The 25,985-nt window shown below is 66.4% G+C and carries 24 protein-coding genes; 11 read left to right on the top strand and 13 right to left on the bottom strand.

The annotated features are described in order from the left end of the window. Positions 1 to 87: 87 nt before the first annotated feature. Genes ABT392_RS07670 through ABT392_RS07655 form a run of 4 tightly spaced genes read right to left on the bottom strand, consistent with a single transcriptional unit; the run spans position 88 to position 4,936 of the window. Complete coding sequence (locus tag ABT392_RS07670) at positions 88 to 1,743, bottom strand: DHA2 family efflux MFS transporter permease subunit (RefSeq protein ID WP_395386136.1); 1,656 nt, start codon at positions 1,741 to 1,743, stop codon at positions 88 to 90. Next, positions 1,740 to 3,008 carry an HlyD family secretion protein gene (locus ABT392_RS07665; RefSeq protein ID WP_395386137.1) on the bottom strand — a complete coding sequence of 423 codons (1,269 nt, stop codon included), beginning with the start codon at positions 3,006 to 3,008 and terminating at the stop codon, positions 1,740 to 1,742. The genes ABT392_RS07670 and ABT392_RS07665 overlap by 4 nt, the downstream gene beginning before the upstream one ends. Positions 3,009 to 3,026: 18 nt before the next feature. Continuing rightward, positions 3,027 to 4,430 carry an efflux transporter outer membrane subunit gene (locus ABT392_RS07660; RefSeq protein WP_395386138.1) on the bottom strand — a complete coding sequence of 468 codons (1,404 nt, stop codon included), beginning with the start codon at positions 4,428 to 4,430 and terminating at the stop codon, positions 3,027 to 3,029. Continuing rightward, a complete protein-coding gene (locus ABT392_RS07655; protein ID WP_334276826.1) occupies positions 4,427 to 4,936 on the bottom strand; it encodes a MarR family winged helix-turn-helix transcriptional regulator in 510 nt (169 codons plus the stop codon). The genes ABT392_RS07660 and ABT392_RS07655 overlap by 4 nt, the downstream gene beginning before the upstream one ends. Positions 4,937 to 5,040: 104 nt before the next feature. On the opposite strand from ABT392_RS07655, the gene ABT392_RS07650 reads away from it, so the two are divergent. The 9 genes from ABT392_RS07650 to xth all read left to right on the top strand — a co-directional run bounded on the left by ABT392_RS07650 (position 5,041) and on the right by xth (position 13,074). Further along, on the top strand, positions 5,041 to 6,825 hold the full coding sequence (locus ABT392_RS07650; protein ID WP_334276827.1) for an ABC transporter transmembrane domain-containing protein: 1,785 nt from the start codon (positions 5,041 to 5,043) through the stop codon (positions 6,823 to 6,825). A 168-nt stretch (positions 6,826 to 6,993) separates the two neighbouring features. Next, on the top strand, positions 6,994 to 7,524 hold the full coding sequence (gene yfiR, locus ABT392_RS07645; RefSeq protein ID WP_334276828.1) for a regulatory sequestration protein YfiR: 531 nt from the start codon (positions 6,994 to 6,996) through the stop codon (positions 7,522 to 7,524). Then, a complete protein-coding gene (dgcN, locus tag ABT392_RS07640) occupies positions 7,521 to 8,798 on the top strand; it encodes a diguanylate cyclase DgcN/YfiN (protein WP_395386139.1) in 1,278 nt (425 codons plus the stop codon). The genes yfiR and dgcN overlap by 4 nt, the downstream gene beginning before the upstream one ends. 48 nt (positions 8,799 to 8,846) lie before the next feature. Next, positions 8,847 to 9,359: an outer membrane lipoprotein YfiB gene (yfiB, locus tag ABT392_RS07635; RefSeq protein ID WP_334276830.1), complete on the top strand. Its 513-nt coding sequence runs from the start codon at positions 8,847 to 8,849 to the stop codon at positions 9,357 to 9,359. Between the two features lie 64 nt (positions 9,360 to 9,423). Beyond that, a complete protein-coding gene (locus tag ABT392_RS07630; RefSeq protein WP_395386140.1) occupies positions 9,424 to 10,383 on the top strand; it encodes a DedA family protein/thiosulfate sulfurtransferase GlpE in 960 nt (319 codons plus the stop codon). A gap of 11 nt (positions 10,384 to 10,394) precedes the next feature. Next, complete coding sequence (locus tag ABT392_RS07625; protein ID WP_395386141.1) at positions 10,395 to 11,201, top strand: thymidylate synthase; 807 nt, start codon at positions 10,395 to 10,397, stop codon at positions 11,199 to 11,201. Further along, positions 11,198 to 11,713 (top strand): dihydrofolate reductase, encoded by a 516-nt coding sequence (locus ABT392_RS07620; protein ID WP_395386142.1) that lies wholly within the window; start codon positions 11,198 to 11,200, stop codon positions 11,711 to 11,713. Before ABT392_RS07625 ends, ABT392_RS07620 begins: the two co-directional genes overlap by 4 nt. 1 nt (position 11,714) lies before the next feature. Continuing rightward, positions 11,715 to 12,293, top strand: a complete 579-nt coding sequence (locus ABT392_RS07615; protein ID WP_334276834.1) for a DUF4337 domain-containing protein — start codon at positions 11,715 to 11,717, stop codon at positions 12,291 to 12,293. Between the two features lie 13 nt (positions 12,294 to 12,306). Next, positions 12,307 to 13,074, top strand: a complete 768-nt coding sequence (gene xth / locus ABT392_RS07610) for an exodeoxyribonuclease III (RefSeq protein ID WP_334276835.1) — start codon at positions 12,307 to 12,309, stop codon at positions 13,072 to 13,074. On the opposite strand, the gene ABT392_RS07605 is transcribed toward xth, so the two are convergent. Together ABT392_RS07605 and ABT392_RS07600 are read right to left on the bottom strand one after the other, a co-directional pair. After that, positions 13,075 to 14,388, bottom strand: coding sequence for an NAD(P)/FAD-dependent oxidoreductase (locus tag ABT392_RS07605; RefSeq protein ID WP_334276836.1), 1,314 nt, complete (start codon positions 14,386 to 14,388; stop codon positions 13,075 to 13,077). 4 nt (positions 14,389 to 14,392) lie between these two features. Next, positions 14,393 to 14,854 carry a MarR family winged helix-turn-helix transcriptional regulator gene (locus ABT392_RS07600; RefSeq protein ID WP_395386143.1) on the bottom strand — a complete coding sequence of 154 codons (462 nt, stop codon included), beginning with the start codon at positions 14,852 to 14,854 and terminating at the stop codon, positions 14,393 to 14,395. Between the two features lie 90 nt (positions 14,855 to 14,944). Between ABT392_RS07600 and ABT392_RS07595 the strand changes: the two genes are divergently transcribed. Further along, positions 14,945 to 15,448, top strand: coding sequence for a PaaI family thioesterase (locus ABT392_RS07595; RefSeq protein WP_334277355.1), 504 nt, complete (start codon positions 14,945 to 14,947; stop codon positions 15,446 to 15,448). Here the strand turns inward: ABT392_RS07595 and ABT392_RS07590 are convergent. The 3 genes from ABT392_RS07590 to ABT392_RS07580 form a co-directional block, all read right to left on the bottom strand. Continuing rightward, on the bottom strand, positions 15,434 to 16,060 hold the full coding sequence (locus ABT392_RS07590; RefSeq protein ID WP_395386144.1) for a bifunctional 4-hydroxy-2-oxoglutarate aldolase/2-dehydro-3-deoxy-phosphogluconate aldolase: 627 nt from the start codon (positions 16,058 to 16,060) through the stop codon (positions 15,434 to 15,436). The two genes, ABT392_RS07595 and ABT392_RS07590, sit on opposite strands and share 15 nt — an antisense overlap. Positions 16,061 to 16,065: 5 nt before the next feature. Further along, entirely contained in the window at positions 16,066 to 17,883 is a 1,818-nt protein-coding gene (gene edd, locus ABT392_RS07585; RefSeq protein ID WP_395386145.1) for a phosphogluconate dehydratase, read from the bottom strand. Between the two features lie 101 nt (positions 17,884 to 17,984). Continuing rightward, positions 17,985 to 18,614, bottom strand: a complete 630-nt coding sequence (locus tag ABT392_RS07580; protein ID WP_395386146.1) for a nucleotidyltransferase family protein — start codon at positions 18,612 to 18,614, stop codon at positions 17,985 to 17,987. A 158-nt stretch (positions 18,615 to 18,772) separates the two neighbouring features. On the opposite strand from ABT392_RS07580, the gene pdxH reads away from it, so the two are divergent. Then, positions 18,773 to 19,411, top strand: coding sequence for a pyridoxamine 5'-phosphate oxidase (gene pdxH / locus ABT392_RS07575; RefSeq protein WP_395386147.1), 639 nt, complete (start codon positions 18,773 to 18,775; stop codon positions 19,409 to 19,411). A 10-nt stretch (positions 19,412 to 19,421) separates the two neighbouring features. Here pdxH and ABT392_RS07570 read toward each other — a convergent pair whose 3' ends face one another. The 4 genes from ABT392_RS07570 to ABT392_RS07555 form a co-directional block, all read right to left on the bottom strand. Beyond that, a complete protein-coding gene (locus ABT392_RS07570; RefSeq protein ID WP_395386148.1) occupies positions 19,422 to 21,464 on the bottom strand; it encodes a TonB-dependent receptor in 2,043 nt (680 codons plus the stop codon). Positions 21,465 to 21,566: 102 nt separating this feature from the next. Further along, a complete protein-coding gene (locus ABT392_RS07565; protein ID WP_334276843.1) occupies positions 21,567 to 21,908 on the bottom strand; it encodes a hypothetical protein in 342 nt (113 codons plus the stop codon). 30 nt (positions 21,909 to 21,938) lie between these two features. Beyond that, positions 21,939 to 22,481, bottom strand: coding sequence for a peptide-methionine (S)-S-oxide reductase MsrA (msrA, locus tag ABT392_RS07560; RefSeq protein ID WP_395386149.1), 543 nt, complete (start codon positions 22,479 to 22,481; stop codon positions 21,939 to 21,941). A gap of 52 nt (positions 22,482 to 22,533) precedes the next feature. Further along, a complete protein-coding gene (locus tag ABT392_RS07555; protein ID WP_395386150.1) occupies positions 22,534 to 25,965 on the bottom strand; it encodes a DUF748 domain-containing protein in 3,432 nt (1,143 codons plus the stop codon). Positions 25,966 to 25,985 lie beyond the last annotated feature (20 nt).

Below are 25,985 nucleotides of genomic sequence, written 5' to 3'. Positions count from 1 at the left end.
TACGCGCCTATTCAAACACATTGCGGGGTGCTGCAACGCACCCCGCACCCCTCATATCAGTGACACGGTGTGACCGCGCTCAAGCACTCAGTGAGCGCCACCCGCATCCACCGCCGCCGCTACCAACTTGGGCGGCCGGCGGGTCATCCAGATGAAGGCAATCAGGACGAGGAACAGCACGGCCGAGACCAGGAAGATGTCGTCCGCCGCCCGGGTGAAGGCCTGCTGGTCGATCTGCCGGTTGATCTGCGCCCAGGCCTGTTCGACCGACATGCCGCCGCTGGTCATCCTGGCCACCGCTTCCGCTGCCACCGTGCTGCCCTGGCCAAGGTTCTCGACCATGTGCTGGTGGTGCAAGGCCGCCCGGTTCTCCCACAGCGTGGTGGCGATTGAGGTGCCCATGGCGCCTGCCGTGATTCGCACGAAGTTCGACAAGCCCGCCGCCGCCGGCAGGCGGTCTTGCGAAACGCCAGCCAGGGTCAGCGTGGTCAAGGGGATGAAGAAGAAGGCCAGCGCCGCGCCCTGCAGAATGGTCGGCACCATGATGGTGGCGAAGTCGGTCTGCGTGGTGAAGTTGGAACGCATGATCAGCACGACCGCGAACATCACGAAGGCAAACGTGCCCATGGCCCGCGGATCGAAGCGGCTGACGTTCTTGCCCACGACCGGAGACAGCAGAATGGCCAGCAGACCGACCGGTGCCAGCGCCATGCCGGCGTCCGTTGCGGTGTAACCCATCCACTGCTGCAACCACAGCGGCAGGAGCACCACGTTGCCGAAGAACAAGCCGTACGCCACCGACAAGGTGCCCGCACCAACCGCGAAGTTCCGCCCGGCGAAGAGCCGCAGGTCCACCACCGGATGCTCGTTGTAGAGCTCCCAGATCAGGAAGAACAGGAAGCCGACCACCGCGGTGACCGCGAGGATCTGGATCTCGCCGCTGGCGAACCAGTCGAGTTCCTTGCCCTTGTCCAGCATCAACTGCATCGCGCCGACCCAGATCACCAGCAAGGCCAGGCCCACGCCGTCGATGGGCAGCTTGGCTGTTGGTGTTTCGCGCTTGTGATAGATCGTCCAGGTCAGGAAGGCTGCGAACAAGCCGACCGGCACGTTGATGTAGAAGATCCAGGGCCAGGAAATGTTGTCGGTGATCCAGCCGCCCAGGAGCGGACCGACCACCGGGGCTACCAGCGTGGTCACCCCCCACAAGGCCAGGGCCGTCCCCGCTTTCTCGCGCGGATAGCTGGACAGCAACAGCGTTTGCGACAGCGGGATCATCGGCCCCGCCACCAGGCCTTGCAGCACGCGGCAGGCCACCAGCATCTCGAGCGAATGGGCGAAGCCGCAGAGCCAGGAGGCCAGGACGAACAGCAGCACGCTGGTCGTGAACAGGCGCACCGCGCCAAAGCGGCGGGTCAGCCAGCCGGTCAGCGGCACCGAGATCGCATTCGCCACACCGAAGCTGGTGATGACCCAGGTTCCCTGCACCGGGCTCACGCCAAGGTCACCGGCAATCGCGGGCAGCGACACGTTGGCGATGGACGAGTCCAGCACGTTCATGAAGGTCGCCAGCGACAGCGCCAGCGTCCCGAGAATCAGGCTGGAACCATGCAGCGGCGCCGGCAGATTCACTGGAGCCCCTCGGCCCGCGGGTACGCCGTCCGATCCCCCCAGGGGATCCGGGCCGGCTTGGGAGCGGCCCTGCGCTCGGCCCGGCGGTGCTTCTGCGCCAGGGCTGCTCATCCCTGCACCTTGCGGCTCGCCATCGGAGCAGACTTGATGGCGCGGCCGAGGTTGGCCCTGATGATGCGATCCACGTCGGCATCTGCGGCAGCTTCCGAACGCTCATGCACCTTGGTCTCGATGCTGGCTGCGGGGCGCGTGGCATCGACCAGCGACTTGCCGCTCTGGTCCGACACATCGACGTCCACATTCATCGACAAACCCACGCGCAGCGGATGCTCGGCGACCTGCCTGGCGTCGAGCGCGATGCGCACCGGCACGCGCTGCACGACCTTGATCCAGTTGCCGGTGGCGTTCTGCGCCGGCAGCAGCGCAAAGGCCGCACCAGTGCCGGCCGACAGGCCGACGATCTTGCCGTTGAACTCGACCTTCTTGCCGTAGACGTCGGCCACCAGCTTGGCCGGCTGGCCGATGCGCAGATGATTCAACTGGCCTTCCTTGAAATTGGCGTCGACCCAGACCTGCTGCAGGCCGACCACGGCCATCAGCGGCGCGCCGGCGGCCACGCGCTGGCCCAGTTGCACGCTGCGACGAGCCACCCAGCCGTCCACTGGCGCAGGCAGCTCGGTGCGCTGCATGGCCAGGAAGGCTTCACGCACACGGGCTGCGGCGCGCTGCACATTCGGATGCTGCTCGGCCGGCACGCCGTCGGTCAGCACCTGATTGCTGGAGAGCTGCTCGCGAGCGGCCGACAGTGCCGATTGGGCGGCCGCCACACTGCTGTTGGCGGTGCTGATCTGCGAGAGCACGTGCTCGTATTCTTCGCGGCCGATGGCGCCGGTCTCCACCAGCGGCGCACGGCGCTTGGCGTCCGCCTGCAGGCGAGCAACTTCGCTTTGCGCGCGCTGCACATCGGCTTCGCGCAGCTTGATCTGGGCAGCCAGGGTGCTGTTGTTGGCGTACAGCGTGCGCACTTCGCGGACGGTCTGGGCCAGCTGGCTTTCAGCCTGCTCCAGCGCGACCTTGGCATCCGCCGGGTCCAGGCTCAGCAGGGTCTGGCCGGCCTTCACGTAATCCGTGTCATCTGCATGGATGGCACGCACGGTGCCGCCCACCAGCGGCGTGATCTGCACGACATTGGCCTGCACATAGGCGTTGTCGGTGCTCTCGACCTTGCTGCCGATCAGCTTCTCGTAGGCCATATAGCCGCCGAAGGCGAGCAGCACGGCCACGGTGAGTAAGGTCAGTGCCTTGTTGCGCTTGCCGTTGCGATTGCCGTTGCCGTTGACTGCGGCGGCGGGAGTCGTTTGCTTGCTGTCGTTCATGATGATCTTCTTGCTGAATCAGTTCGTGGTGTCGTTCCAGCCGCCGCCGAGGCTGCGGGCCAGGTTCACTTGGCCAAGGAGGGCCTGGGCGCGCAGGTCCAGCGCCTGCCGCTCCTGCTGCAGCAGCGACAGGCGCGCATTGAGCACGGCCAACTGGCTGCTGAGGCCAGCGCTGCGGCGTTGTTGCGCCAGGTCCAGCAGCCTTTGCGACTGCGCCAGCGACTCGGCCTGCTCGGCCGTCTGGGCGCGCAGCGATTGCAGGCCGGTGTACTGATCGCTGGCATCGCGAACGGCGTCCAGCAACGCAGCGTTGTACGAGGCAACCGCAGCATCGGCCTCAGCCGCCGAGCCCGTCAACTGGGCGCGCAGGCGACCGGTATCGAAGATCGGCAAGCGCAAGGAAGGGCCGAAGCCGTACTGGCGGCTGCCGGCATTGATCAGGTTGTCCAGGCCGATCGAGCTGAACCCGGCGAAGGCGCTCAGCGTCACATTCGGATAGAACTGGGCACGCGATTCCTTGACCTGCTGCGTGGCGGCTTCAACGCGCCATCGCGCAGCCACCAACTCGGGGCGGCGGCCCAGCAGATCGAGTCCCGGTGCCACATCGGCCGGCCAGGGTTGCACAGCGGGCAGCCTGGCTTGCAGGCTGTCCAGCGTCTGCGGTGCCTGGACCGTCAGCGCGGCCAGCTGGTGGCGCAGGATCGTGGCCTGCTCGTTGAGGATCAGGCGCTGGCGGCGCAGCTCGGGCAGCGGCAGCTCGGCATTGCGAAGCTCTTGCGCGCCGTCGAGACCGGCTTCGCTGCGCTGGCGCACCAGGGCAAGCGCCGCCTGGCGCTCGCCCGTCATGCGGTCCAGCAACTCGGCTTGGGCCTGCACCTGAGCCAGCGAAAGATAGGCGCGGCTGATCTGGGTGGCGAGCACGAGGCGGGCTGCGGCCATGTCAGCCTGGCTGGCCTTGTGCTGGCCCAGCGCTGCGTTCAGCGCCGCGGCATGCTTGCCAAAGAAATCCCATTCATGGCTGATGCCTGCCTGCAAGGTGGCCGTGGTTCGGATGGTGCCGGCAATGGGGGGCGGGATCAGCCCATGCTCGGTGTAGCGCTGGCGGCTGGCGTCGAGGCCGAGGCCGACGACGGGCTTGTCTGCAGCAACTGCAGCTTCAACCATCGCCGCCGCCTTGTTCATGCGCGCCTGGACCAGGGCCAGATTGGGCGACTCCGCCAGCGCACGCTCGATCAGCGTGTTCAGCTGCGGGTCCCGGAAGGCGGCCCACCATTGCTGGTCGAAGGCGGCCTTGCTGCTCTCGCTCAGGCCGACCTTGTCAGCGGCCAGCGGCGCTGCGGGCTTGGGCAGCGCCGGAATCTGGGCACAGGCGGCCAGCAATGCAGCGGCCGCAAGCGCCACGAGGGTACGGGAGTGGATCATGGTTGCTTGTCAGTTGATTCGATGTTGCTGCCTTCGGCGGCGCGCAGCGCGTCGCCGTTGATGGCAAGACGCTGCAGCATGGAAACCAGGCTGCGCCATTCCTCGCGCGTGAAGCCGGCGAGCAGCTGGTTGAAGATGTCGGACAGCACGGCGGGCACCTCGGCCGTGGCCTGCTGGCCCTGCTCGGTCATGGTGACGATGACCACACGGCGGTCTTCGTTGCTGCGCTCGCGACGCACCAGGCCCTTGGCCTCCAGGCGGTCCAGCAGCCGGGTCAGCGCGCCAGGGTCGATGTTCAGCTCGGTTGCCAACGTGGCCACCGGGCCTGGGCCTTGCAGCCGCAGGTGCAGCAAGGGCGCCCACTGGGCGTGAGTCAGACCAAGCGGACCCATGTGGCGATCGGCCATGCTGACGATGGAGCCGGTGATGCGCTTGATCAGCCAGCCCAGGCTCTCCTCACGGCGGTAGCTCTCGGCGCTGTAGAACTTGACGGGTTTGGGTGCCATGGGCGAAGAATTTAATTGCCTAGGCAATGATTGTCAAGGCAATTAATCGCTGACAATGCCCGGCAGGCTTGCTTTGCGCCCGACTCGCCCCACCTGGACCCGCCATGACCGACGCCTCCCGACACGAACTCAGCAAGGCCGCGCCGAGCGCCTTGCGCGGCCTCCTGCCTTTTCTTCGCCCCTATCGCGGCCGCATCATTGCCGCCGTGCTTTTCCTGGTGCTGGCGGCGCTGACCACGCTGGCCTTCCCGCTGGCGCTGAAGGGTCTGATCGACCAGGGTCTGGTTGCCGCAGACCAGGGCGCGCGCATCATGGCCTTGCGCGAGCACTTCCTGGCGCTGTTCGGCGTAGGTGCCCTGCTCGGCATCTTCTCTGCCCTGCGCTTCTATTCCGTGACCTGGCTGGGCGAGCGCGTGACGGCGGACCTGCGAACCGCCGTCTATTCCCATGTGCTGAAGCAGAGCCCTGAATTCTTCGAGACCACACAGACCGGTGAAGTCCTGAGCCGCATCACCACCGACACCACGGTCGTGCAGACCCTGGTCGGCTCCAGCCTGTCGATGGGCCTGCGCAATACGGTGATGGGCATTGGCGCGATGGTGATGCTGGTCGCCACCAACCCCTATGTGATGACGCAGGTACTGGGCATCCTCGTGCTCGTGGTGCTGCCGGCGATCTATTTCGGTCGCCGCGTGCGCAAGCTCAGTCGGGCCAGCCAGGACCGCGTGGCCGACACCAGCGCCATCGCCGCCGAGGTGCTCAATGCGGTGACCGTGGTCCAGAGCTACACGGCCGAGCGCCGCGAGGCCGAGCGCTTCGCCAGCGCCAGCGAGAGCGCCTTCGACACTGCTCGCAAGCGCACCCGCGTGCGTTCGCTGCTGGTCGCATTCATCATCACCGCCACCTTTGGCTCCCTGATCTGGGGGCTCTATCAGGGCACGCAGGCGGTGATTGCCGGCAAGATCACGGCTGGGCACCTGGGCCAGACGGTGGTCTACGTCACGCTGCTGGTGTCGAGCGTGGCCGTGCTTTCGGAGGTCTGGGGTGACATGCTGCGCGCCGCCGGCGCCACCGAGCGCCTGGTCGAACTGCTCAACACCCAAAGCCCGGTTCGCGAGCCGGTCAAGCCACTGGCTCTGCCGCCCGCGAGCGGCGGCTCTTCGGTGCAGATCGAAGGCCTGCGATTCAACTATCCCTCGCGGCCTCTTCACCCCGCGCTCGATGAGGTGTCGCTGGACATCGCACCCGGCCAGACCGTGGCCCTGGTCGGCCCGAGCGGCGCCGGCAAGAGCACTGTCTTCCAATTGCTTCTGCGCTTCTACGACGCCCAGTCCGGCCAGGTCCGGCTCGATGGCATCCCCATCCGCGACCTGCCGCTGAGCGAGTTGCGCGCTCGCATCGGCCTGGTGCCGCAGGACAGCGTGATCTTCTCCGCCAATGCGATGGAGAACATCCGCTACGGCAAGCCAGGAGCCACGGACGAAGAAGTGATGGCCGCGGCCAAGGCCGCCTTTGCCGACGACTTCATCCGCAAGCTGCCCGAGGGTTACCAGACCTTCCTTGGCGAACGCGGTGTGCGGCTTTCAGGCGGCCAGCGCCAACGCATCAGCATTGCCCGCGCGATGCTGAAGAACCCGCCGCTGCTGCTGCTGGACGAAGCCACCAGCGCGCTGGATGCTGAAAGCGAGCGCATGGTGCAGGCGGCACTGGAGGTCGCCATGCGAGACCGCACGACCCTCGTGATCGCCCACCGCCTGGCCACGGTTCAGCGGGCAGACCGCATCGTCGTGCTGGACCAGGGCCGCATCGTCGAACAAGGCCGGCATGAGGAGCTGGTGCAGGCCGGTGGCGTGTACGCACGGCTGGCGGCGCTGCAGTTTCAGGGCTGAGCAAGGAGCGAGCGGGCGCCTTGCAGCCAGGGTGCCCCCTGGGTTCGGGGATGTGTTCGCTGCTCGCCGCGCTTGGGGCCCTTAAACTCAGGGCGTCCCCTTGCCTGCCCCATGCGTCCTGGTTCCTTCCCCCCCCTCGCTGCCCAGCCCTGCCGAATCCTGGCCTGCATGTGCGTCGCTGTCGGGCTGTTGGTCAGGCCGGCCGCCGCCGCAGAGGCGCCGCGCACGCTTGCGCAGGCCCAGACCGGCTTGACGACAGCCGAACTGGTGAACGCCATCCTGGGGTACACGGTCTGGATCGAACCGGATCGCAACGGACTGCTACTCTGTGTCAGCCGTGGCGCTGTGGACGCTGAGGCCATCCTTGCCCATGCCAAGCTCCTGCGCCTGCGCTGGCCGGTGTCGGGCCGCACCATAGAGCCGGACGAGCCGCCACCCGCTCCCTGTGACGTGATCATCTTCGAGGGTTGGCAAGCGCTGCCGCAGCGGCAAGCCTTGCGCAGCCTGGCGGGGCGTCCCGTGCTCAGCATCGGCCAAGGCAGCGAATTCTGTAGTGATGGCGGGTTGTTCTGCCTGACGCCGGATCGCGCAGGGCTGCGATTCGAGGTCAACCTCGATGCGGTGTCGCGCAGTGGGCTGCGGGTTCATCCGCAGGTACTGCGCCTCGCGCGCCCCCGGCCGCAAGGGGGAGTCGGATGAACACGGACCTGCGCTCGTCCCCACTGCCCTCGGTGGCGTCGGTGCTGCGGCGTGCCCAGCTGCGGGTTGCCTTCCTGACCCTGCTGGTGGTCGGCTCGGTGCTGATCGTCGGGATGCTGGTGTCCTTGCGGCTCAACCAGCTCAAGCACTTGAACCTCGCGGCCCAGTCGCTCGCCTACACGAGCGAGGCCACCGTGGTATTCCGGGACGCGCACTCGGCCACCGAGCTGCTGGCCGATGCCGGAGCGCGCGACGAGCTCGCGGGTGCACGCATCGTGCTCGCTTCGGGCGCGACGCTTGCACAATGGCAGCGGCAGACGCGCTGGCCGAGGCTCGAGGCCGTGGTCGACACCTTGTTGCCGCTGCATGCCGAGGCCGAAATACGCTTCCAGTCGCAAGTGGTGGGTCGTCTGCAGCTGCGTGGCGATGTTGCCCCGCTTCTGGTGGCCCTGGGCTGGTCGCTCGCCGCCGCTGCACTAGGGATGCTGTTGAGCGGGGAGGCTGTCATGCTGATGACCCGGCGCCTCACGCAGATGATCGAGGCACCCCTGATCGATCTGGCAGCGCAGTCCCGCTACGTTCGCGAGGCCAGGGCCTACGGGACCCGGGTCCAGGGCGCTTCCATTCGGGAGATTGACGCGCTCGCCAACGACTTGAACGCGCTGCTGGACGAGGTTCAGGCGCACGAGGCTGAGCTGCTCCACCGGCACGAAGCCTTGCAGTCCGACCATGCCGACCTCGCGGAACGTGCCAGCCGCGACTCGCTGACCGGTGTGGCCAACCGCGCGCATTTCGAGCGCCGGCTGGACGAGGCGCTGGCGCGGGCCGAGGCAGGCGGCACGCGGCTGGCGCTCTTGTTCATCGATGCCGACAGGTTCAAGCAGATCAACGACCAGCATGGCCATGAGGCGGGCGATCAGGTGCTCATCGCGCTGGCGCAACGTGTTCGCAGCGCCGTGCGCGAGCACGATCTGGTGGCACGTTTGGGGGGCGACGAGTTCGTGGTCCTGATCGAGCCCTTGCGCCATGCCGATGATGCTCCGCGTGTGACGCAGCAAATAGAGGCGCTGGTGGTGCGCCCACTGGCCCTGCCGACAGTGGCGGGCACCATCGAGATCACGCCTGGCGTCAGCGTCGGCCTGTCCCTCTATCCTGAACATGGGCGCAGCGCTGAAGCCCTGCTCAGGCACGCGGATGAATCCATGTACCGACGCAAGCGCGTGCGCCGGCTCAACCTTGCCGAGCCGGCTGTGAGCGACGTCTCGAAAGACTGAGCTCGTATTTGCAAGGACCCGGCTCGGCCCATTTGCCTCCACAAGCCCATGAAGTTGATCCCACGCCGAAGCCTTCTCTGCCTGCCCCTGTCGGTCTTCGCCGCGGCCTGCCAGCAGGCGCCTCTGCAGGCCCCTGAGGCCTCGCGCCGTCAGCCCCTGACGACGCCTCAGGCGCGTGTGCTGCGAGAGCTGGGCTTTGAGCCGGTGGGCGACGACTGGTCACTGAACCTGGCGGCCAGCGTGCTGTTCGATTTCGACTCCGATCAGGTTCGCGCTTTGCAGAAACAGCAACTTGAGCGCATCGGCCGCACCCTTGCCCAGGTTGGTCTGCTGGGCCTTCGTGTGGAGGGCCACAGCGACAACGTCGGCGACGCCGACTACAACAAGCGGCTGTCCTTGCGTCGCGCCGTCTCCGTCGCGCAGGTCCTGGCCAGTGCAGGCCTGGATCGAGCCCATTTGCCGACGCAGGGCTTTGGCAGCGCCAAGCCAATTGCCGACAACGGCAACGAATCCGGCCGGGCGCAGAACCGCCGCGTGGTGCTGATCGCCCCCTCGCTCTAGGCGGGCAGGGCCGAAACCCTGCGCAGCAACGCGCGCGTGGCCGCACTGCGTCAGAATCGCCGCCATGACCATGCGCACCCTTGTCGAACTGCTGGTCCAGCATGGCATGCTGCTGGTTTTCCTCGTTACCTTTGCAGCACGGGTCGGCCTGCCGGTGCCGGCGGCTCCCCTGCTCGTGGTGGCCGGAGGGCTGGCAGCGACCGGCGACATCTCCTGGCCGGCCGCTTTGGCTGCGGCCATGGCGGCCAATCTGCTGGGCGACGCGGTCTGGTTCCAGGCCGGCCGCGCCTACGGTTACCGGGTGATGAAGCTCCTGTGCCGCATCTCGCTGTCGCCGGACTCCTGTGTGCGGCAGAGCGAATCGATGATCGCGCGCTGGGGCGGCAGCTCGCTGCTGGCGGCGAAGTTCCTCCCCGGCATTTCTGTCGTGGCTGCGCCCATGGCTGGCGCGCTGGGCATGAGCTTTCTGCGCTTTCTGGGCTTCGACCTCTTTGCCGCGCTGCTGTGGAGCGGCATCTTCCTTGGGCTGGGCCTGCTCTTGAGCGAGCAGATCCAGCAGACCTTGGACATGCTGGCCAACGCGGGCATGGCGGCGGCAGCAGCCATCGCGATGATCATCGTGGCGCTGGTGTTGCGCCGCTGGTGGCGGCGACGCCGCTTTCTGCGCGATGTGGAGTCGCCGCGCATCTCGGTCAGCGACGCCTTTGCCCTGATCCAGCAAGGCCGGGAGCCGATCTTTGTCGACGTGCGTGGCGAGGCCAGCCGGGCTGCCGACCCGCGTCGCATTCCTGGGGCGCTGTCGCTCGATCAGCTCCGCAACCGGCGTGAGCAGGGGCTCGGGTTCTCGGTGGATACCGAGGTCGTTCTCTACTGCAATTGCCCCAACGAGGTGACTGCCGCCATTGCGGCCAATACCCTGCTCAGCCAGGGCTTCACCCGTGTCCGCGCATTGACCGGCGGCCTGGATGGCTGGGAAAGAGCCGGCCGCCCTTTGGCGGGCACCACCGCTGTCGCCGCTGAATAGAATCCACCTCCATGCAGCCCACCTCCTCCCAGTACGAAGACTTCATGCGCCATGTCTACGAGCATGGCGTGTCCAAGAGCGACCGCACCGGCACCGGCACGCGGAGCGTGTTCGGCCATCAGATCCGCTTCGACCTTGCCAAGGGCTTCCCGCTGGTGACCACCAAGAAGGTGCACCTGAAGTCCATCATCCTGGAGCTGCTGTGGTTCCTGCGCGGTGACTCGAACGTGAAGTGGCTGCAGGAGCGCGGCTGTACGATCTGGAACGAATGGGCGCGCGAGGACGGCTCGCTGGGCCCGGTGTACGGCGTTCAGTGGCGCAGCTGGCCCAAGGCAGACGGCAGCCATGTGGACCAGATCGCCGAGGTGGTGAAGCAGCTCAAGACCAACCCCGATTCGCGCCGCATCATCGTGAGCGCCTGGAACGTGGCCGAGCTGGACCAGATGGCGCTGATGCCCTGCCACGCGTTCTTCCAGTTCTATGTGGCGGACGGCAAGCTTTCGTGCCAGCTGTATCAACGCAGCGCCGACATCTTCCTGGGTGTGCCCTTCAATATCGCGAGCTATGCGCTGCTCACGCAGATGCTGGCGCAGCAGTGCGACCTGGAGCTGGGTGACTTCATCTGGACCGGCGGCGACTGCCACATCTACAGCAACCATTTCGAGCAGGTTCAGACGCAGTTGTCGCGCACGCCGCTGCCCTACCCGACGATGAACATCAAGCGCCGCCCGGCTTCGATCTTCGACTACGAGTTCGAGGACTTCGAGCTGCTGGGCTATGAATCGCATCCAGCGATCAAGGCGCCTGTTGCTGTATGACCGAGGTCACATTAATCGCTGGCGTGGCCAGCGATGGCGCCATCGGCCGCAACAACGAATTGCTGTGGCGCTTGCCTGAGGACATGGCTCACTTCAAGGCCTTGACGCTGGGCCATCCGGTCATCATGGGTCGCAAGACCTGGGATTCGCTGCCCGAGCGCTTCCGGCCGCTGCCGGGGCGCCGCAACCTCGTCTTGAGCCGGCAAGCGGGTCTGTCGCTGAGCGGCGCGGAAGTCCATGCCGGGCTGGATCGCGCCTTGCAGACCTGCAGCGAAGCTCCGCAGGTCTTCATCATCGGCGGGTCGCAAGTCTATGCAGCCGCCCTGCCCCTGGCTGACAGCCTGGAGCTGACCGAGGTCGAGGCCGAGTACGCCGACGCCGACGCGCATTTCCCGGTCTGGGATCGGCAGGTTTTCAACGAGGTATCACGCGAGCGCCATGCCAACGCTGCGGGCCTGGTCTTCCATTTCGTGCGCTACGAGCGCCAAGACAAGAACAAGAAGGAAATCTGAGATGTCCGGACACGGATTCCATGTGCACGGCCCGCATGACCATGAGCTGGAACATGCGGCCCAGCACGAGCCCAAGGGCCTTGCCGGCCAGCTGGCAGTGATCACGGCCATCCTGGCCACGGTGGGCGCGATGTTCTCCTACATGGGCGGCGCCACCCAGGCCAATGCCGGCCTCTACAAGAACGACGCGGCGATCAAGAAGACCGAGGCCGCCAACAAGTGGGCCTACTTCCAGGCCAAGAGCGGCAAGCAGAACCTGACCGAGATCGCCATGGACCTGGCGCCCACGGAAGAGCAGAAGGCCAGGTACCGGAGCAAGATCGAGCGCTACGAAAGCGAGAAGAACCAGATCAAGGCCGAAGCCGAGAAGCTGGAAGCCGAATCGGCCGAATGGGACCACAAGAGTGCCGAGCAACTGCATCAGCATCACCGCTGGGCACAGGCCACCACCGCGCTGTCGGTCTCCATCGCCCTGGCCGCCATCGCGCTGCTGACCAAGAAGCGCTGGATGGAAGTGGCCACCATCGCCATGGGTCTGGTCGGCATCGCGCTGGGCGGCGTGGCCTGGTTCCACCTCTGACAAGGACCTGCAGATGAAGTTCGCGACCTGGAATGTCAATTCGCTGGCCGTGCGCCTGCCGCAGGTGCTGGACTGGCTGGCCGCCAATCCGGTCGATGCGCTGGTGCTGCAGGAAACCAAGCTGACTGACGACAAGTTCCCGACCATGGAAATCGGCGCAGCCGGCTACCAGGTGCAGTGGTTCGGCCAGAAGACCTACAACGGCGTGGCACTGATCAGCAAGAAGCCGGCGGACGCCGTGGTGAAGAACATCCCGGGCTTTGCCGACGAGCAGGCCCGCGTGATCGCTGGCACCGTCGATGGCGTGCGCGTAATCGGCGGCTACTTCCCGAATGGTCAGGCCCCCGACAGCGAGAAGTTCGTCTACAAGATGGCCTGGCTCAATGGCCTGCGCGCCTGGCTGGCTGACGAGCTGAAGACGCACGAGAAGCTGGTGCTGATGGGCGACTTCAACATCACGCCGGACGATCGCGATGTCTACGACCCCGTGGCCTGGGCCGGCCAGATCCACTGCACACCCGAAGAGCGGGCGCATTTCCAGGGTCTGATCGAGATGGGCATGGTGGACGCCTTCCGGCTCTTCGAGCAGCCCCCCAAGAGCTGGAGCTGGTGGGACTACCGCAACCTCGCGTTCCGCAAGAACCAGGGCCTGCGCATCGACCACATCCTGGTTTCCAAGGCCATGCAAGAGTCGGTCAAGTCCTGCGTGATCGACAAGCTGCCGCGCAAGAACGAGCGACCGAGCGACCATGCGCCGGTGATCGTCGAGATCGACGTCTGATCAGCCCGCCGTCCGCGCCCTGAGGGCATCGCGCAGCTCGGCCCAGCTGTAGCTGGCCTGCGCGGCCAGCAGGCCGAGCTTGCCGAAGACCGGCGTCAGGCCATAGCGGTTCAGGGCAACAGGCAAGGCTTTGCGGCCTTGAATGGCATCGGCCAGCAGTTCGCCGGCCACCGTCGTCGGTGCCACGCCATGGCCGCCAAAGGCCTGGGCAAACCACAGACCCGGCGCCAGCTCGCCTATCTGCGGCATCTTGTGGCGGGCATAGCTCATCAGGCCGCTCCAGGCATGCTCGATAGGCACGCCGGCCAATTGCGGATAGACCTTCAGCATGTCGGCACGCAGCAGCTCGGCGATGCGCTCCGGCGCTCGCTCCAGCGTCGAGATGCGGCCACCCCACAGCAAGCGGCGGTCGGGCATCAGGCGGTAGTAGTCGAAGGCGAAGCGGTTGTCGTAAAGCGCCGCGGGCGTGCGGATCGGATTCAGCGCTTCAGACAGCGGCTCGGTGGCCATGACATAGGTGGCGATCGGCAGGCGTGCGCCCGTGAGCTCGGGCAGCAGGCCTTGCAGATATCCGCCACCGGCGATAACGACTTGCTGCGCATCGAGGCTGGCGCCGTTCTCGGTCCAGAGTCGAAAGCCTCCGCCGGCCTGCGGCTCGATGCGCGCCAGCGCACTGTGCTCATGAACTCCGCCGCCCTCGGCCTCGATGGCCTGCGCCAGGCCCAAGGCGTACTTCAGTGGATGGAAGTGAAACGCGTCCCGCTCCATCAGGCCGCTGCCGTAGCGCTCGCTGTCCAGCCATGCGCGCACTTGCGTGCCATCGATCTCGTCCCAGATCGTGCCGAAATGCTCCTGCAGGAATTCGCGCTGCGCCTGCATCTCGGCCTCTGCGCGCGCGCTGCCGCGGAACCAGTTCACGAGCAGCGCCCCGCCCTCGACGCGGTCGCAGGCAATGGCGTGCCGCTCGATGCGCTCGCGTATCAGGCCGACGGCCGATCGGCTCAGGGCGTAGAGCTCGCGGGCCGGGCCAGGGCCGAGGTCCATGAGCAGTTCACGCGCATCGCGGCTGTAGCCACCGAACACGAAGCCGCCGTTGCGGCCGGAGGCACCGTGGCCGATGCTCCTGGCTTCAAGCACCGCGACGTTGCGCGTGCCGCGTTCCTGCAATCCTCTCGCGGTGGCGAGGCCGGCAAAGCCGCCGCCGACGACAGCAACCTCGACATGAGCGCCTGCGCTGGAAAGGGGCGAAAAGTTGATCTGCGGAGCGGTGGCGGCGTAGTAGCTGGCGTGCTTTGAGTCGGTGGCAAAAGGCATGCAGCTATTCTGCCGCCGCTTCCTCGCGCATCAGGGCCAGGCATTCATCAAGCAAGGCATGCAAGCGCCGCACGCGCTCATCTCCGAGGGTCGCATTCACCGAGAGCTGCGCCCGCTTCCAGTCTGCCTTCATCTCGGCGCGCTTGGCGCGGCCGGCAGTCGTTACCTGAACAAGCAGGCTGCGCGCATCCTCGCCGGGCAGTTGCTCCACCAAGCCGGCATTGACCAGGGGTTGCAGGTTGCGGCTGAGCGTCGAGGCATCGAGCCCCATGCGCCTTGCCAACTGGCCTGGCGCCAAGGGGCCGAGATGGTCGATGTGCGAGAGCAGTGAGTACTGCGTGGTCTTGAGCCCGGTTTCGCTGAAATAGGGCTCGCAATGCTGAGACACCAGCCGCGTCAGCTGGCGCAGCTTGAAGTTGGTGCAACCCTGCGGACTCGCGGGCTTCTCGGTGCGGCTTGCCATCATTTCATTGTATCTACAATAATTGCAGCTACAACCGTTTTGGAGCCAGGCATGGACCAGCCCGTCAATCACGATCAAGTGCTGCAGCAATGGATGGCTGATGAGGCGGTCATCCGCGCTCGCATCCAGCCTAGCGGTGTTTCTCGACCCGACCAGGTGCGCGGCCGCACCGGCCTGCAGATGATGGAAGCGATGCTGGCCGGCGACCTGCCGCCGCCGCCGATTGCGGAGACGCTGGACTTCGGCCTGGTCTCAGTGGCCTTCGGCGAGGCGATTTTCCAGGGCAAGCCGCAGCGCCGCCACTACAACCCGATGGGCAGCGTGCATGGCGGCTGGTACGCCACCCTGCTCGATTCAGCGCTGGGCTGCGCGGTTCACACGACCATGCCGATCGGCCGCGGTTACACGACGCTGGAGTTCAAGGTGAACCTCGTGCGCGCACTCAACGAGAAAGTGCCGCTGGTGCGTGCCATCGGTCGCGTGGTGCACGGCGGCAAGCAGGTGGCCACGGCCGAGGCGGACCTGGTGGGGCATGACGGGCGCCTGTATGCGCACGCGAGCACCACCTGCCTGGTGTTCGACTTACCGCAGGGATGAAGCGGCCTTGGCCAGCGCGGTGATGCGGCCCCAGTCGCCCGCATCCATCGCGTCCTGCGGCGTGAGCCACGAGCCACCGCAGACTTTGACGTTCGGCAGCGAGAGGAACTGCGGCGCCGTCTCTGGCGTAATGCCGCCAGTCGGGCAGAACGCGATGTCCGGGAACGGGCCCGACAAGGCCTTGAGCAGATTCACGCCGCCCACCGCCACAGCCGGGAACAGCTTCAGGAACTGGAAGCCGGCGCTGCTGGCCTGCATCACTTCGCTGGCGGTCGAGACGCCCGGCAGCAATGGCAGGCCAAATTCCTTGCAGGCTGCGGCCAGTGCGTCGGTGTAGCCGGGGCTGACGCCGAACTGGCAGCCGGCATTCTTGGCTGCCTGCACATCGGCCGGCGTACGCAAGGTGCCGGCGCCGACGATGGCATCAGGCACCGCGCGGGCCATCGCTTCCATTGCTTTCAATGCGACCGGCGTACGCAGCGTCACTTCAAGCACGCGCACGCCACCGGCCACCAGGGCTTGCGCCAGGGGCACGGCATGCTCCAGCTTCTGGATCACGATGACGGGGATGACGGGGCCGTGGCTGGCCAGGCTGAGGGTGTTTGTGCTCATTGCTTTCACAGCCAGGTGATGGCGCCTTCTTCGGCGGTCTTGACATTGCGGCGCATGCCGCCGAACAGTTCGCGGCCAAGGCCATGGGCGTTTTCGTCGGCTTGCTCGGCGCTGATCTGCGCTTGCTCGCGGGCAGCCCATTCGGCAACGGAAACCAGCGCCAGCAGCTCGCCGGTCGTGGCGTCGAGCCGCACCAGATCGCCATCGCGCAGCTTGCCCAGTGGCCCGCCGGCCAGGGCTTCAGGCGACACATGGATGGCCGCTGGCACCTTGCCCGATGCGCCACTCATGCGACCGTCGGTGACTAGCGCCACTTTGTAGCCCTTGCCCTGCAGGACGGCCAGCGGCGGCGTCAGCTTGTGCAGCTCGGGCATGCCATTGGCTTGCGGGCCCTGGAAACGCACGACGACGATGACGTCGCGCTCCAGCTCGCCTTCCTTGAAGGCGTTCAGCATGCTTTCCTGGTCCGTGAAGATGCGCGCCGGTGCCTCCACGATGTGGCGGTCTTCCGGCACCGCCGAGACCTTGATCACCGCGCGGCCCAGATTGCCCGCCAGCAGCTTCAAGCCGCCCGTGGCGCTGAAAGGCGCGGCAGCCGTGCGCACGACCGAATCATCCTTGCTCGCCGCTGGCAGGTCCTCCCAACCCACGCCCTGCTCGCTCGCAACCGGCAGGCGGGTGAAGGGGCGCAACGACTTGCCCGCAACGCTCAGGACATCCTCGTGCATCAGCCCTGCATCCAGCAGCTCGCGGATCACGAAGCCCGGGCCGCCCGCGGCCTGGAACTGGTTCACGTCGGCCGAGCCATTGGGGTACACGCGAGAGAGCAGCGGCACAACGCCGGACAGCTCGGAGAAGTCGCTCCAGTCGATCAGGATGCCGGCCGAACGCGCCACGGCCACCCAGTGGATCAGGTGATTGGTCGAGCCGCCGGTGGCCAGCAAGGCCACCATCGCATTGACGATCACGCGCTCATCGACCAGATGGCCGATGGGCGTGTAGTCGTTCTTCGGGGTGATGCGCAGCGCGGTGCGCACGGCTTCGCGGCTCAGGCGTTCGCGCAACGGGTCATGCGGATGGACGAAGGCTGCGCCGGGCACATGCAGGCCCATGGCCTCGAGCAGCATCTGGTTGCTATTGGCCGTGCCGTAGAAGGTGCAGGTACCGGCACCGTGATAGGCGGCCGACTCAGCCTTCAGCAGCTCCTCGCGGCCGACCTTGCCCTGCGCATAAAGCTCGCGCACCTTGGCCTTGTCGTTGTTCGAGAGGCCCGAACTCATCGGGCCGGCCGGCACAAAGACACAGGGCAGATGACCGAAGTGCAAGGCGCCGATCAGGAGGCCGGGGACGATCTTGTCGCAGATGCCCAGCAGGAGCGCGGCATCGAACACATCGTGCGACAGCGCGATGGCCGTGCTCATCGCGATGGTGTCGCGCGAGAACAGGCTCAGCTCCATGCCCGGCAGGCCTTGCGTCACGCCGTCGCACATCGCCGGCACGCCACCGGCCACCTGCACCGTGGCGCCCTGCTTTGCCGCTTCGTCGCGGATCAGCGCCGGATAGCCCTCATAGGGCTGGTGGGCCGAGAGCATGTCGTTGTAGGCCGTGACGATGGCCAGGTGCGGCGCCTTCTCGGCGACGATTCGAAGCTTGTCGTTGGCTGGCATGGCGGCTACTGCGTGGGCCACGTTGGCGCAGCCCATGCGCTCGACGCCACGCTTGCGGCCAGCGAGTTTGTCGATGCCATCCAGATAGCGTTCGCGCGTGGCAGCGCTGCGCTGACGGATGCGCTCCGTCACTTCGGTCAATGTCTTGTGAGTCATGCAGCACGCGACGATGTAACTCGCCCGGGTGAAATCAAGTAACCATATTACAGGAGCCAGGGCAGCTCCAGGTTACAGACCGGGTACGTCGTGCCTTGCGCTCAGCTGCCTGAACTGAGTCTCTCGCGGGCCTGCTCCCCGCGCAAGCGAGCCAGGTCCTCGACGGTATCGACGTCCACGAGCACGCCAGCGTCTTCCACCTCGACGGCCTGGGCCGGATAGCGGGCCAGCAGGCGGCGTGCGCCTTCATCGCCTTCCAGTGCCACCAGCTCGGAATAGAGCTCGGCGCTGAAACCGACTGGATGCCCGCGCATGCCGCGGTACTGGGCAAACGCGACCGGGTATTGCTCGATGGCTTCAGCCACGGCCAGCAGTGTCTCGGGCCTCAAGAGGGGCATGTCACCCGGGACGATCAGCCAGCCCTCGGCATCGCCTGTCGCGGCCACGCCCGCCGCTATCGAGAAACCCATGCCCAAAGGATTGGGGCGGCCACTGCTGGCCAGCTCCGGCACCTTGATCACGTCACCCGCACCTATCAGGCCGGCAACCATGGGCGCAAGCTTCTCGCTGCTGACCACGACCACGCGCAACTTGGTTTCGAGCGCATGGGCAACGGTGCGAGAGAGCAGCGTGCCCGTGCCCAGACTTTGTTCGAGCTTGTGCCCGTTGCCGCGAAAGCGCAGGCCGCGTCCTGCGGCGAGGACGACGACAACGGGTCGTCGTTTCATCATCGGTACTTCCTTGGTCTGCGGCAGACGGCCAGCAGGGCCGCCGGTTGCCGATGGGGTGAAGCATGACGTGCGAGCAGCGCACGAACCATAGGGGCCTGCACTTAAGGGAAGGTCTCCATTAGGAGGCTGGAATATTGGGGAGGGGCATACTTCCACCCATGAGCAAACTCTCTGACATGCGCAAGAGCTACGAGCGCGCCGAACTCGACGACGAAGCCGCTGCAGGCGAGCCCCTGGCCCAGTTCCAGGCCTGGTTCGATGAGGCGTTGAAGGTCGATGTCTCCGAGCCCAACGCGATGACCGTGGCCACCGTGGGCACAAACGGTCGTCCGTCGACCCGCATCGTGCTGGTCAAGGACTTCGACGCCCGTGGTCTGGTCTGGTACACCAACTACGACAGCCGCAAGGGCCAGGAACTGGCCCTACATCCCTTCGCCGCCCTGCAATTCCACTGGGTGGAGCTGGAGCGGGTGGTGCGCATCGAGGGCCGTGTCGAGAAGGTCGAGAGCGAGCAGTCCGACGAGTACTACAAGTCACGACCGCTCGACTCGCGCCTCGGCGCCTGGGCATCGCCCCAGTCGCAGGTGATCAGCTCGCGCGCGGTGCTCGTCGCCAACGCGGCCAAGGCCGCGGTCCAGCATGGCTTGAATCCTTCGCGCCCGCCGAACTGGGGCGGCTACCGCCTGGTGCCCGAGTACTGGGAGTTCTGGCAGGGCCGCCGCTCGCGGCTGCATGACCGCTTGTGCTACCGCTTGCAGCCAGACGGCCAGTGGCTGCGCGAGCGACTGGCCCCCTGAACCTGCATTTTCAGAAGCGGATCTGCACCCCGGTCTGGGCCGCGCGGCCCGGCAGCGGCGCATAGCCACGAATGGTGAGTGGGCTGCTGGCGCTGTAGGCCAGCTGGTTGCTGATGTTGTCAAGGCGCAGATACCAGAGCGCATCGCTCTCGCCGATGCGGAACTGCCGCGCCAGTGCCAGACGCACCATGCCATAGCCCGGCGTTGCCTGGTCCAGCGCCGGCACGCGGTCCTGGCGAGCCACGCCGCGCCATTCAACGCGGCTGGACCAGGGCCCCTGGCGCCATTCGGCCGACAGCACGGCCTTCATCGGCGCCAGGCGCGGCAAGGCCTCGCCGGTGGCCAGTTCGATGCCGCGCACGCTGTCAAGTGAAGCGTTCAGACGCAAGCTGCCGGCAGCCAGCTTCCACTCCTGGTGGGCTTCGACCTCGAAGCCCTGCATCTGGGCGCGTACGCCACGGTACGCGTAAACCGGTTGCTCCTCCTCTTGCTCGCCGGTGGCTTGCAGGGTGATGTAGTTCGAGAACCGGGTCCGATAGAGGCTCAAGCGCACGCCAGCACCGCCCTGCTCCCAGTCGAGGCTCAGCTCCGAGCCGCGCGCCTTCTCCAGGCCCAGTTGGTTATCACCAATCTCAAAGGCGCCACTGGCCACATGCGCGCCATTGGCGTAGAGCTCAGCGAAGGTCGGGGCTCGCTCGCTCCGGTTCAGGTTGAGTGAAAGTTCCCACTGCGAAGAAAGGTGCCAGTTCGCGCTGAGCGAGAGGCTGCCGGGCTTGAAGCGGCGCTGGTCCGGCGCGCCGAAACGCGGTGACTCGGCATCGGCGCTGTCACCATCCGAATTGACGCGGACCTGCTCGCGTCGGCCGCCGGCGCTCAGGTGCCAGTCGCCGAGCTGCAGCTGCTCAAGCAGAAAGACTGCGGCGCTGCGCGTCCGGGTCGTCGGCACCAGCGCCTCCTCGCCGAGGGCCGAGAAGTCGCTGCGCTCGATCTGTGTGCCCACGACGCCGCGCAGCAGCCCGATGGGCGCGTGCTCGGCCTCGATGCGCAGGTCCTTGCCCCGGCTGTTGAAGATGGTGCCCACGGCGCCGTCGCCCTCCAGCTCGCGGTGCTCATAGCGGCTGGTGGAGGCCTGCCATTGCAGGCGGCGCAAGGGCCCGTCGTTCCAGCGGAATTCACCGGCATTGGCCACGCGCTCGCGCTGCATCTTGATCCTGATGTCGGGTTCTACGGTCACGCCGTAGTCGGTTTGATGGCTGTCCAGCGAGAGGCCCACATAGCCATTGCTGAACTGGCGCGAACCACCCAGCGCGCCGCCCTTGCTGTCGCTGGCCGAGTTGCGAACGCGGCTGCCGGTCGCGCCCTCAGGGTCCGTGAATCGCGGCACGCGCAGGTCATCGGTGCGGCGGCCGGCCAGGTCGGCATGCCAGGCCCAGTCACCCCAGCCGCCGTCCAGCACCGCAGCGGCGCTGCGCTCGCCATTGGCGCCACCCAGACGGAATTCGGAGACACCGCTGAGCGAGGTCTGACGCTGGCGCGGGATGCGGTTGTCCAGCGTATTGACCACGCCGCCAAGGGCATTTCCACCGTAGAGCAACGCAGAGGCGCCACGCAGCACCTCGACCCGCTCGATCACGAGCGGGTCCATGGGCACGGCATGGTCGAAGCTGAGGGTCGAGGCATCGACCGAGGCGCCCGAGTTGCTCAGCAGACGGATGCGATCACCGTCGAGGCCGCGGATGGTCGGCCGGTTGGCGTTGGGGCCGAAGTAGGTCGAGCTGACGCCGGACAGACCGCCGAGCGTGTCGCCCAGCGAGGTACCACGTTGGAGTGTCAGCTCGTCGCCGGCCAGGCTGCGCAATTGGCCCGGAGCTTCGCTGCTGCGCAGCGGATTGCCGGTCACGACGACGGTGCCGAGCTTCTCGGTGGAATTCGCGGCTGCGCCCCTGGCGGCGGGCGCTGCGGCGGGGGCGTTGTCGGCCTGGGCGACATGGGGGAGGCAGGCCAGGGCCAGCGCGCTCAACGTAAACAGCTTGGGGTTTTGGGACTTGAACATGGATGGAAGACTCAGCGGGCGCCCAGGCTCGAACGAGCCGGGCGCGAATGCACCTCAGCCCCACACCGACCCGAACGGCCGACGCAAGGCGCCTGATGGAGTTCAGGCCTGGGAGGGAGGGCCGCGGGCCCGGATGACCGCTGGCGCGGTCTCGGTCAAGCCAGCAGGCAGGGCCTGTGGCGCCGCATGTGCGGTGCCGATCCCCTGCCAGGCCGGTGGCGCACAGTCGAAGCCGAGCTGCTGGTTGAGCTGGTCGAACAGCTGGCAGTCCTTGCTGCCGACATCGTGGCCCAGGGCCTGCTCTTTCAGTTCCAGCTTCTGGCCGTGAACCAGGCCGTGCCATTGGCCTAGGGCCTGGGTGGCCAGCACCGTCGCGGCCAGCCATAGCACCAGCCAGCCGAGGCGGCGGGTGCGTTGGCGCAGACGGTGGAGCGAGACTTGCATGGCGGTGCGATTATGCCGGGGCAGGCGGTCTTACTCAGTGTCGTTCCGCATGAGCCGTGCGAAGGTCTTGCGGAACTTCTCGACCTTGCCTGCCACGACAAAGGCGCAATAGCCCTGGTCTGGATGGCGGGCGTAGTAGTGCTGGTGATAGGGCTCGGCCGGCCAGTAGTCGCGAATCGGCGCCAATTCCGTGACCACCTTGCCGGTGTTGGCCTGCTGCACTTCATCGAGCACCGCCCGGCACTGCGCCTCCTGCTCCGGCATGTGGAAATAGATGCCCGAGCGGTACTGCGTGCCAACGTCGGCGCCCTGCCGGTTCAAGGTGGTCGGGTCGTGGATCACGAAAAAGACCTCGAGCAGCTCGCGCAGGCTGACCTGCTGCGGGTCGAAGTCGATGCGCAGCACTTCGGCATGGCCGGTGTTGCCCGAGCAGACCTGCTCATAGTTCGGATCTTTCACATGCCCCATGGCATAGCCCGACTCCAGCGCTTGCACGCCGCGCACCTGTTCATAGACGGCCTCGGTGCACCAGAAGCAGCCGCCGGCCAGGGTGATGCGTTCGAGCGTGTTCATGACAGGCCTTCCATTGACAGCTGGGGCGGGCAGCATAGCCCAGGGCCCGACTTCATGGAGCGTCGAGACTCAGTTCCACCTGTGGGCCGCTGGTCTTGGGGGCTGCCAGGAACAGGCGTTCATTGGGCACGCCGCGAGCGATCAGGGCGTCTCGAACGAGTACGGCTCGCGCCAATGCCAGCTGGCGGGCCGCTTCAGCATCCACCGCGTAGGACGACATCAAAAGCCTCTCCATCTCAGCCGGCGGCACGTCCTTCAGGAGGCCGATCACGGTGCGCGGCCGCGTCTTCAGGTCGGTGCGCTGGTAGAGCCTGCGCAGCACCTGTTCGCGGCTGGGCTGGGTCTTCGCATCGCGACGCAGCTCGCGCTGGCGCTCGGCATTCAGGGCCTGCTGCAGACGCTGATCGAGCAAGGCGGCACGTTCGGCTTCCAGCGAAGCCGAACCGGTGATGCTCAAGCGCAGACGGGGTCGATCAATAAGCGCCTGGGCCAACTTGTCGAGTCTGGCCATGCCCTCGCTGCCCAGCTCGTTGGCACCGGGCGCCATCGCCAGGCTGCTGCTGTCCTCATGGCCACCACCGGCCAACAGGCTGAAGGGCGAGGTCAGCGCCTTGCCGATGAGGTTGAGGAAAAGCCGCCAAACCAGGCCGCCGACGCTGAACTCCGGGTCGTCGATCGACCCCGAGATCGGCAGGTTGATGTCGATGACGCCATCTCGATCTTCCAGCAGCGACAGCGCGAACTTGACCGGCAGCGAGGTAGCGTCGGGGCTGTCCACCCGCTCGCCGAACTGCAGCTGGTTCAGGATCACCTGGTTTTCAGCCTGCAGTTTCCCGCCCGGGTCGATCTTGTAGGCAAGCCGGGTCGAGAGCTTGCCCCGCTCGATGGCATAGCCGGCGTATTTGCCCGCGTAGGGCGACAGCGGCGCCAGCTCGATCTCGCTGGCACGCGCCTGGATGTCCAGTGCCAAGGGGCTGGGCTTGAGCTTGCCGCCGATCTCCAGCTTGCCGGTACCCGCCACCTTGCCGTGCAGCTCGACGGTGGCCATATCGGCCATGTCGCTGGAAAGCGCGCCGATGCTGCCGTTCAGCTCGCTCAGGCGGGCGTTGTAGTTGGGACGCACGAAGCGGTCACTGAAATCGACACGACCACCTGCCAGGTAGGTTGGGCCCAGTTGGTACTGAACCGGCTTGGCCGGCGGCTCGGCAGGCGAAGCGGAAGCCGCTGGCGCCGGCAGCGTCAGGCCGCGCAGATTGAACTGGCCGTCCGGTGCGATATCTAGGCGGGCGAAGAATTCGTCAAGCTTTGTCTCAGCCACGGCCAGCCGGCTCGCTTCTCTCGGTGCCATTGCGAACGTGAAGCCGCGGAGGCTCAAACCTTTCCAGCTTAAGAGCTCCTCGCGGCTTTCGCCTCGCGCCATGCGCAGGAGCAAGTCGGCGACTTGCAAGTCACCAGCGAGCTTCAAGTTCGGGCCGGCGATTGCCACCTCGCCCTGCCAGTTCGCATCGGCCCGCTGCAGCCGCACGCCGAGCTGCTGCTCGATGTAAGGGCTGATACCGCCAAGCGGCAGATGCTCGACGACCAATCGCCCTGAGAGCTGGGGCTCGGGCAGGCTCAGACGGCCGGTCCAGCGCAGCTTGCCGTTTTCATCCACCTTGGCGCGGCCGTCGCGCACCGCGCCCAGCTTCATGCTGAGCCGCATCGCGCTCGTGCCGGGCTTGCCCCAGGCCACATCCGACAACTTGGCGGAAATCTCGCTGGCCACCAGGTGCACTGGGCGCGGCGTGCTGGCGTCCTGCAGCTCCACGTGGCCTTGATCCAGCGACAAGCCTGCCAGCTGAACCTGCCAAGGCTTGCCCGCTTCCGCACTCTTTTCTTCGCTTGCCTTGGCAAGCCATTGCTCGAAGTTCCAGCCGCCCTCACCGGCTCGGCTCACCGCCAGCCTGGCTTGCTGCAGGCGCATTTGCCCCAACTGGACCTGGTGCTTGGCGAGCGACAGCTCGGCCTGGTCCAGCGTGATGCGCGCCAGGCTCAACTCGGTGCCGGCTTGGAGTTTTTCCAGTGTCAGCTCACTCAAGCGCAGCATTGGCAGGCTGCTCGGCTCCATCGGTTTGTCCCAATGAAGCTCCGCGCGGCTGGACAAATTGCCCCGCACGGCCAAAGGGCTGAGTGAAGCGAGATAGGGCGTGAAGCTCTCCAGTGCCAGCGACCGCAGCTCCGCTTCAGCCCGCAAGGCCAGTATGGAGACTTGCCCTTTGAGCACCAGCCGGGCGTCTTTCAGGCGGGTCGACAACTCGTAGCTGGCGGCCTGTTCAGCCAGCGGCCATTGCATGCCGTTCGCTTTGAATTCGATGTCGTCCAGCTTCAGCTGGGCCACTGGCGCCGCATCAGACCATGCCAGCTTCGATCGGCGCAGGCCCAGCTGCTCAATGGCGAATTGCCATGCTGGGCTTGGCGCCGACGCGGCTTTCTCCTGCTTGCTGACGGGCAATTGCAGGCGGCCTTGGGCATCTCGCCCAAGCTGCAAGGCCAGGCCGTCGAAGGTGATGGCGGCAAAGCGCAGCTTGCGCTGCAGGGGCTGACTGTCGGCCATCGTCACTTGCAGGCCTTGCCAGGCAACAATGTCCTTGCCGCCCTGTCTCAAGGCCCAGTCCTTTGCTGTCAGCTTGCCGCTGAGCATCAGCTTCGGCTTCTTCTTGTCTGGCCTGGCAAAGCTCAGCTTCAGCTCGATGCCGAGCTTGCCACGCTCCAATTGCAAGGGCAGGTCCTTGGGCAGGTAGACCAGGTAAGGCTGGAGATCGGTCTCGGCCAGCTTGAAGTCCAGCGTGTCGTCGTGGCTGGCGTCAAAAGGCCGCAGAGAAGCCTCGCTGCCAAAGCTCACGCCGTTGAACCTGCCCTGCAGACGCGGCCGAACTTGCACCTGCTCGTGGGTGTCGAGGCTGGAAATGAAAGGCAGCTCCAGGTCCAGTTGTTCCACCTTGTGCTGGCGGCCGACGGCCTTGTCGTCGAACAGCACCTGGCCACCAAGCAGGCGGATGTTGTAGAGCGCGAAATCAGGCTCCTTGCTGGCGGCCTGACCGGGCTTGGCGGTGAAGCGCAGGACCAGGTCATCGATGCTGGTGCGCTCGTCATCCAGCCGCGACAGGCGCAGCATGGGCTGCTCGATCGTCAGTGAGGCAAGGACGGGGCTCAGGTGGAGAAGGGAGCGCCAAGACAAGCTCGCATCGAGGCGCTGGATCTGCAGGAGCTCTTCACCCCCGGCCTGCGCAGGGCCGATGCGGAACTGATCCAGCGTGAGGCCCAGCCGCCACGGCTGGAAGCTGGCCGACATCACCGAGACCGGACGTCCCAAGGCCTCGCTGGCAAGGGCCATGCCACGGCCCTCGATCCAGCGCGGCAGCAGCAGCCAGGCCGTGAGCAAAGGCAGGACCAGGAACAGAGCGGGCAGTAGCAGCCAATGGCGACGAAAGGTGGGAAGACGCATCGATAGGGGAACGAGAGCTC

The sequence above is a fragment of the Paucibacter sp. JuS9 genome (assembly GCF_044043925.2).
GTDB lineage: Bacteria > Pseudomonadota > Gammaproteobacteria > Burkholderiales > Burkholderiaceae_C > JAUASW01.
Note: the sequence above shows the minus strand (reverse complement) of the source record. Positions and strands in the feature narration are given on the sequence as shown.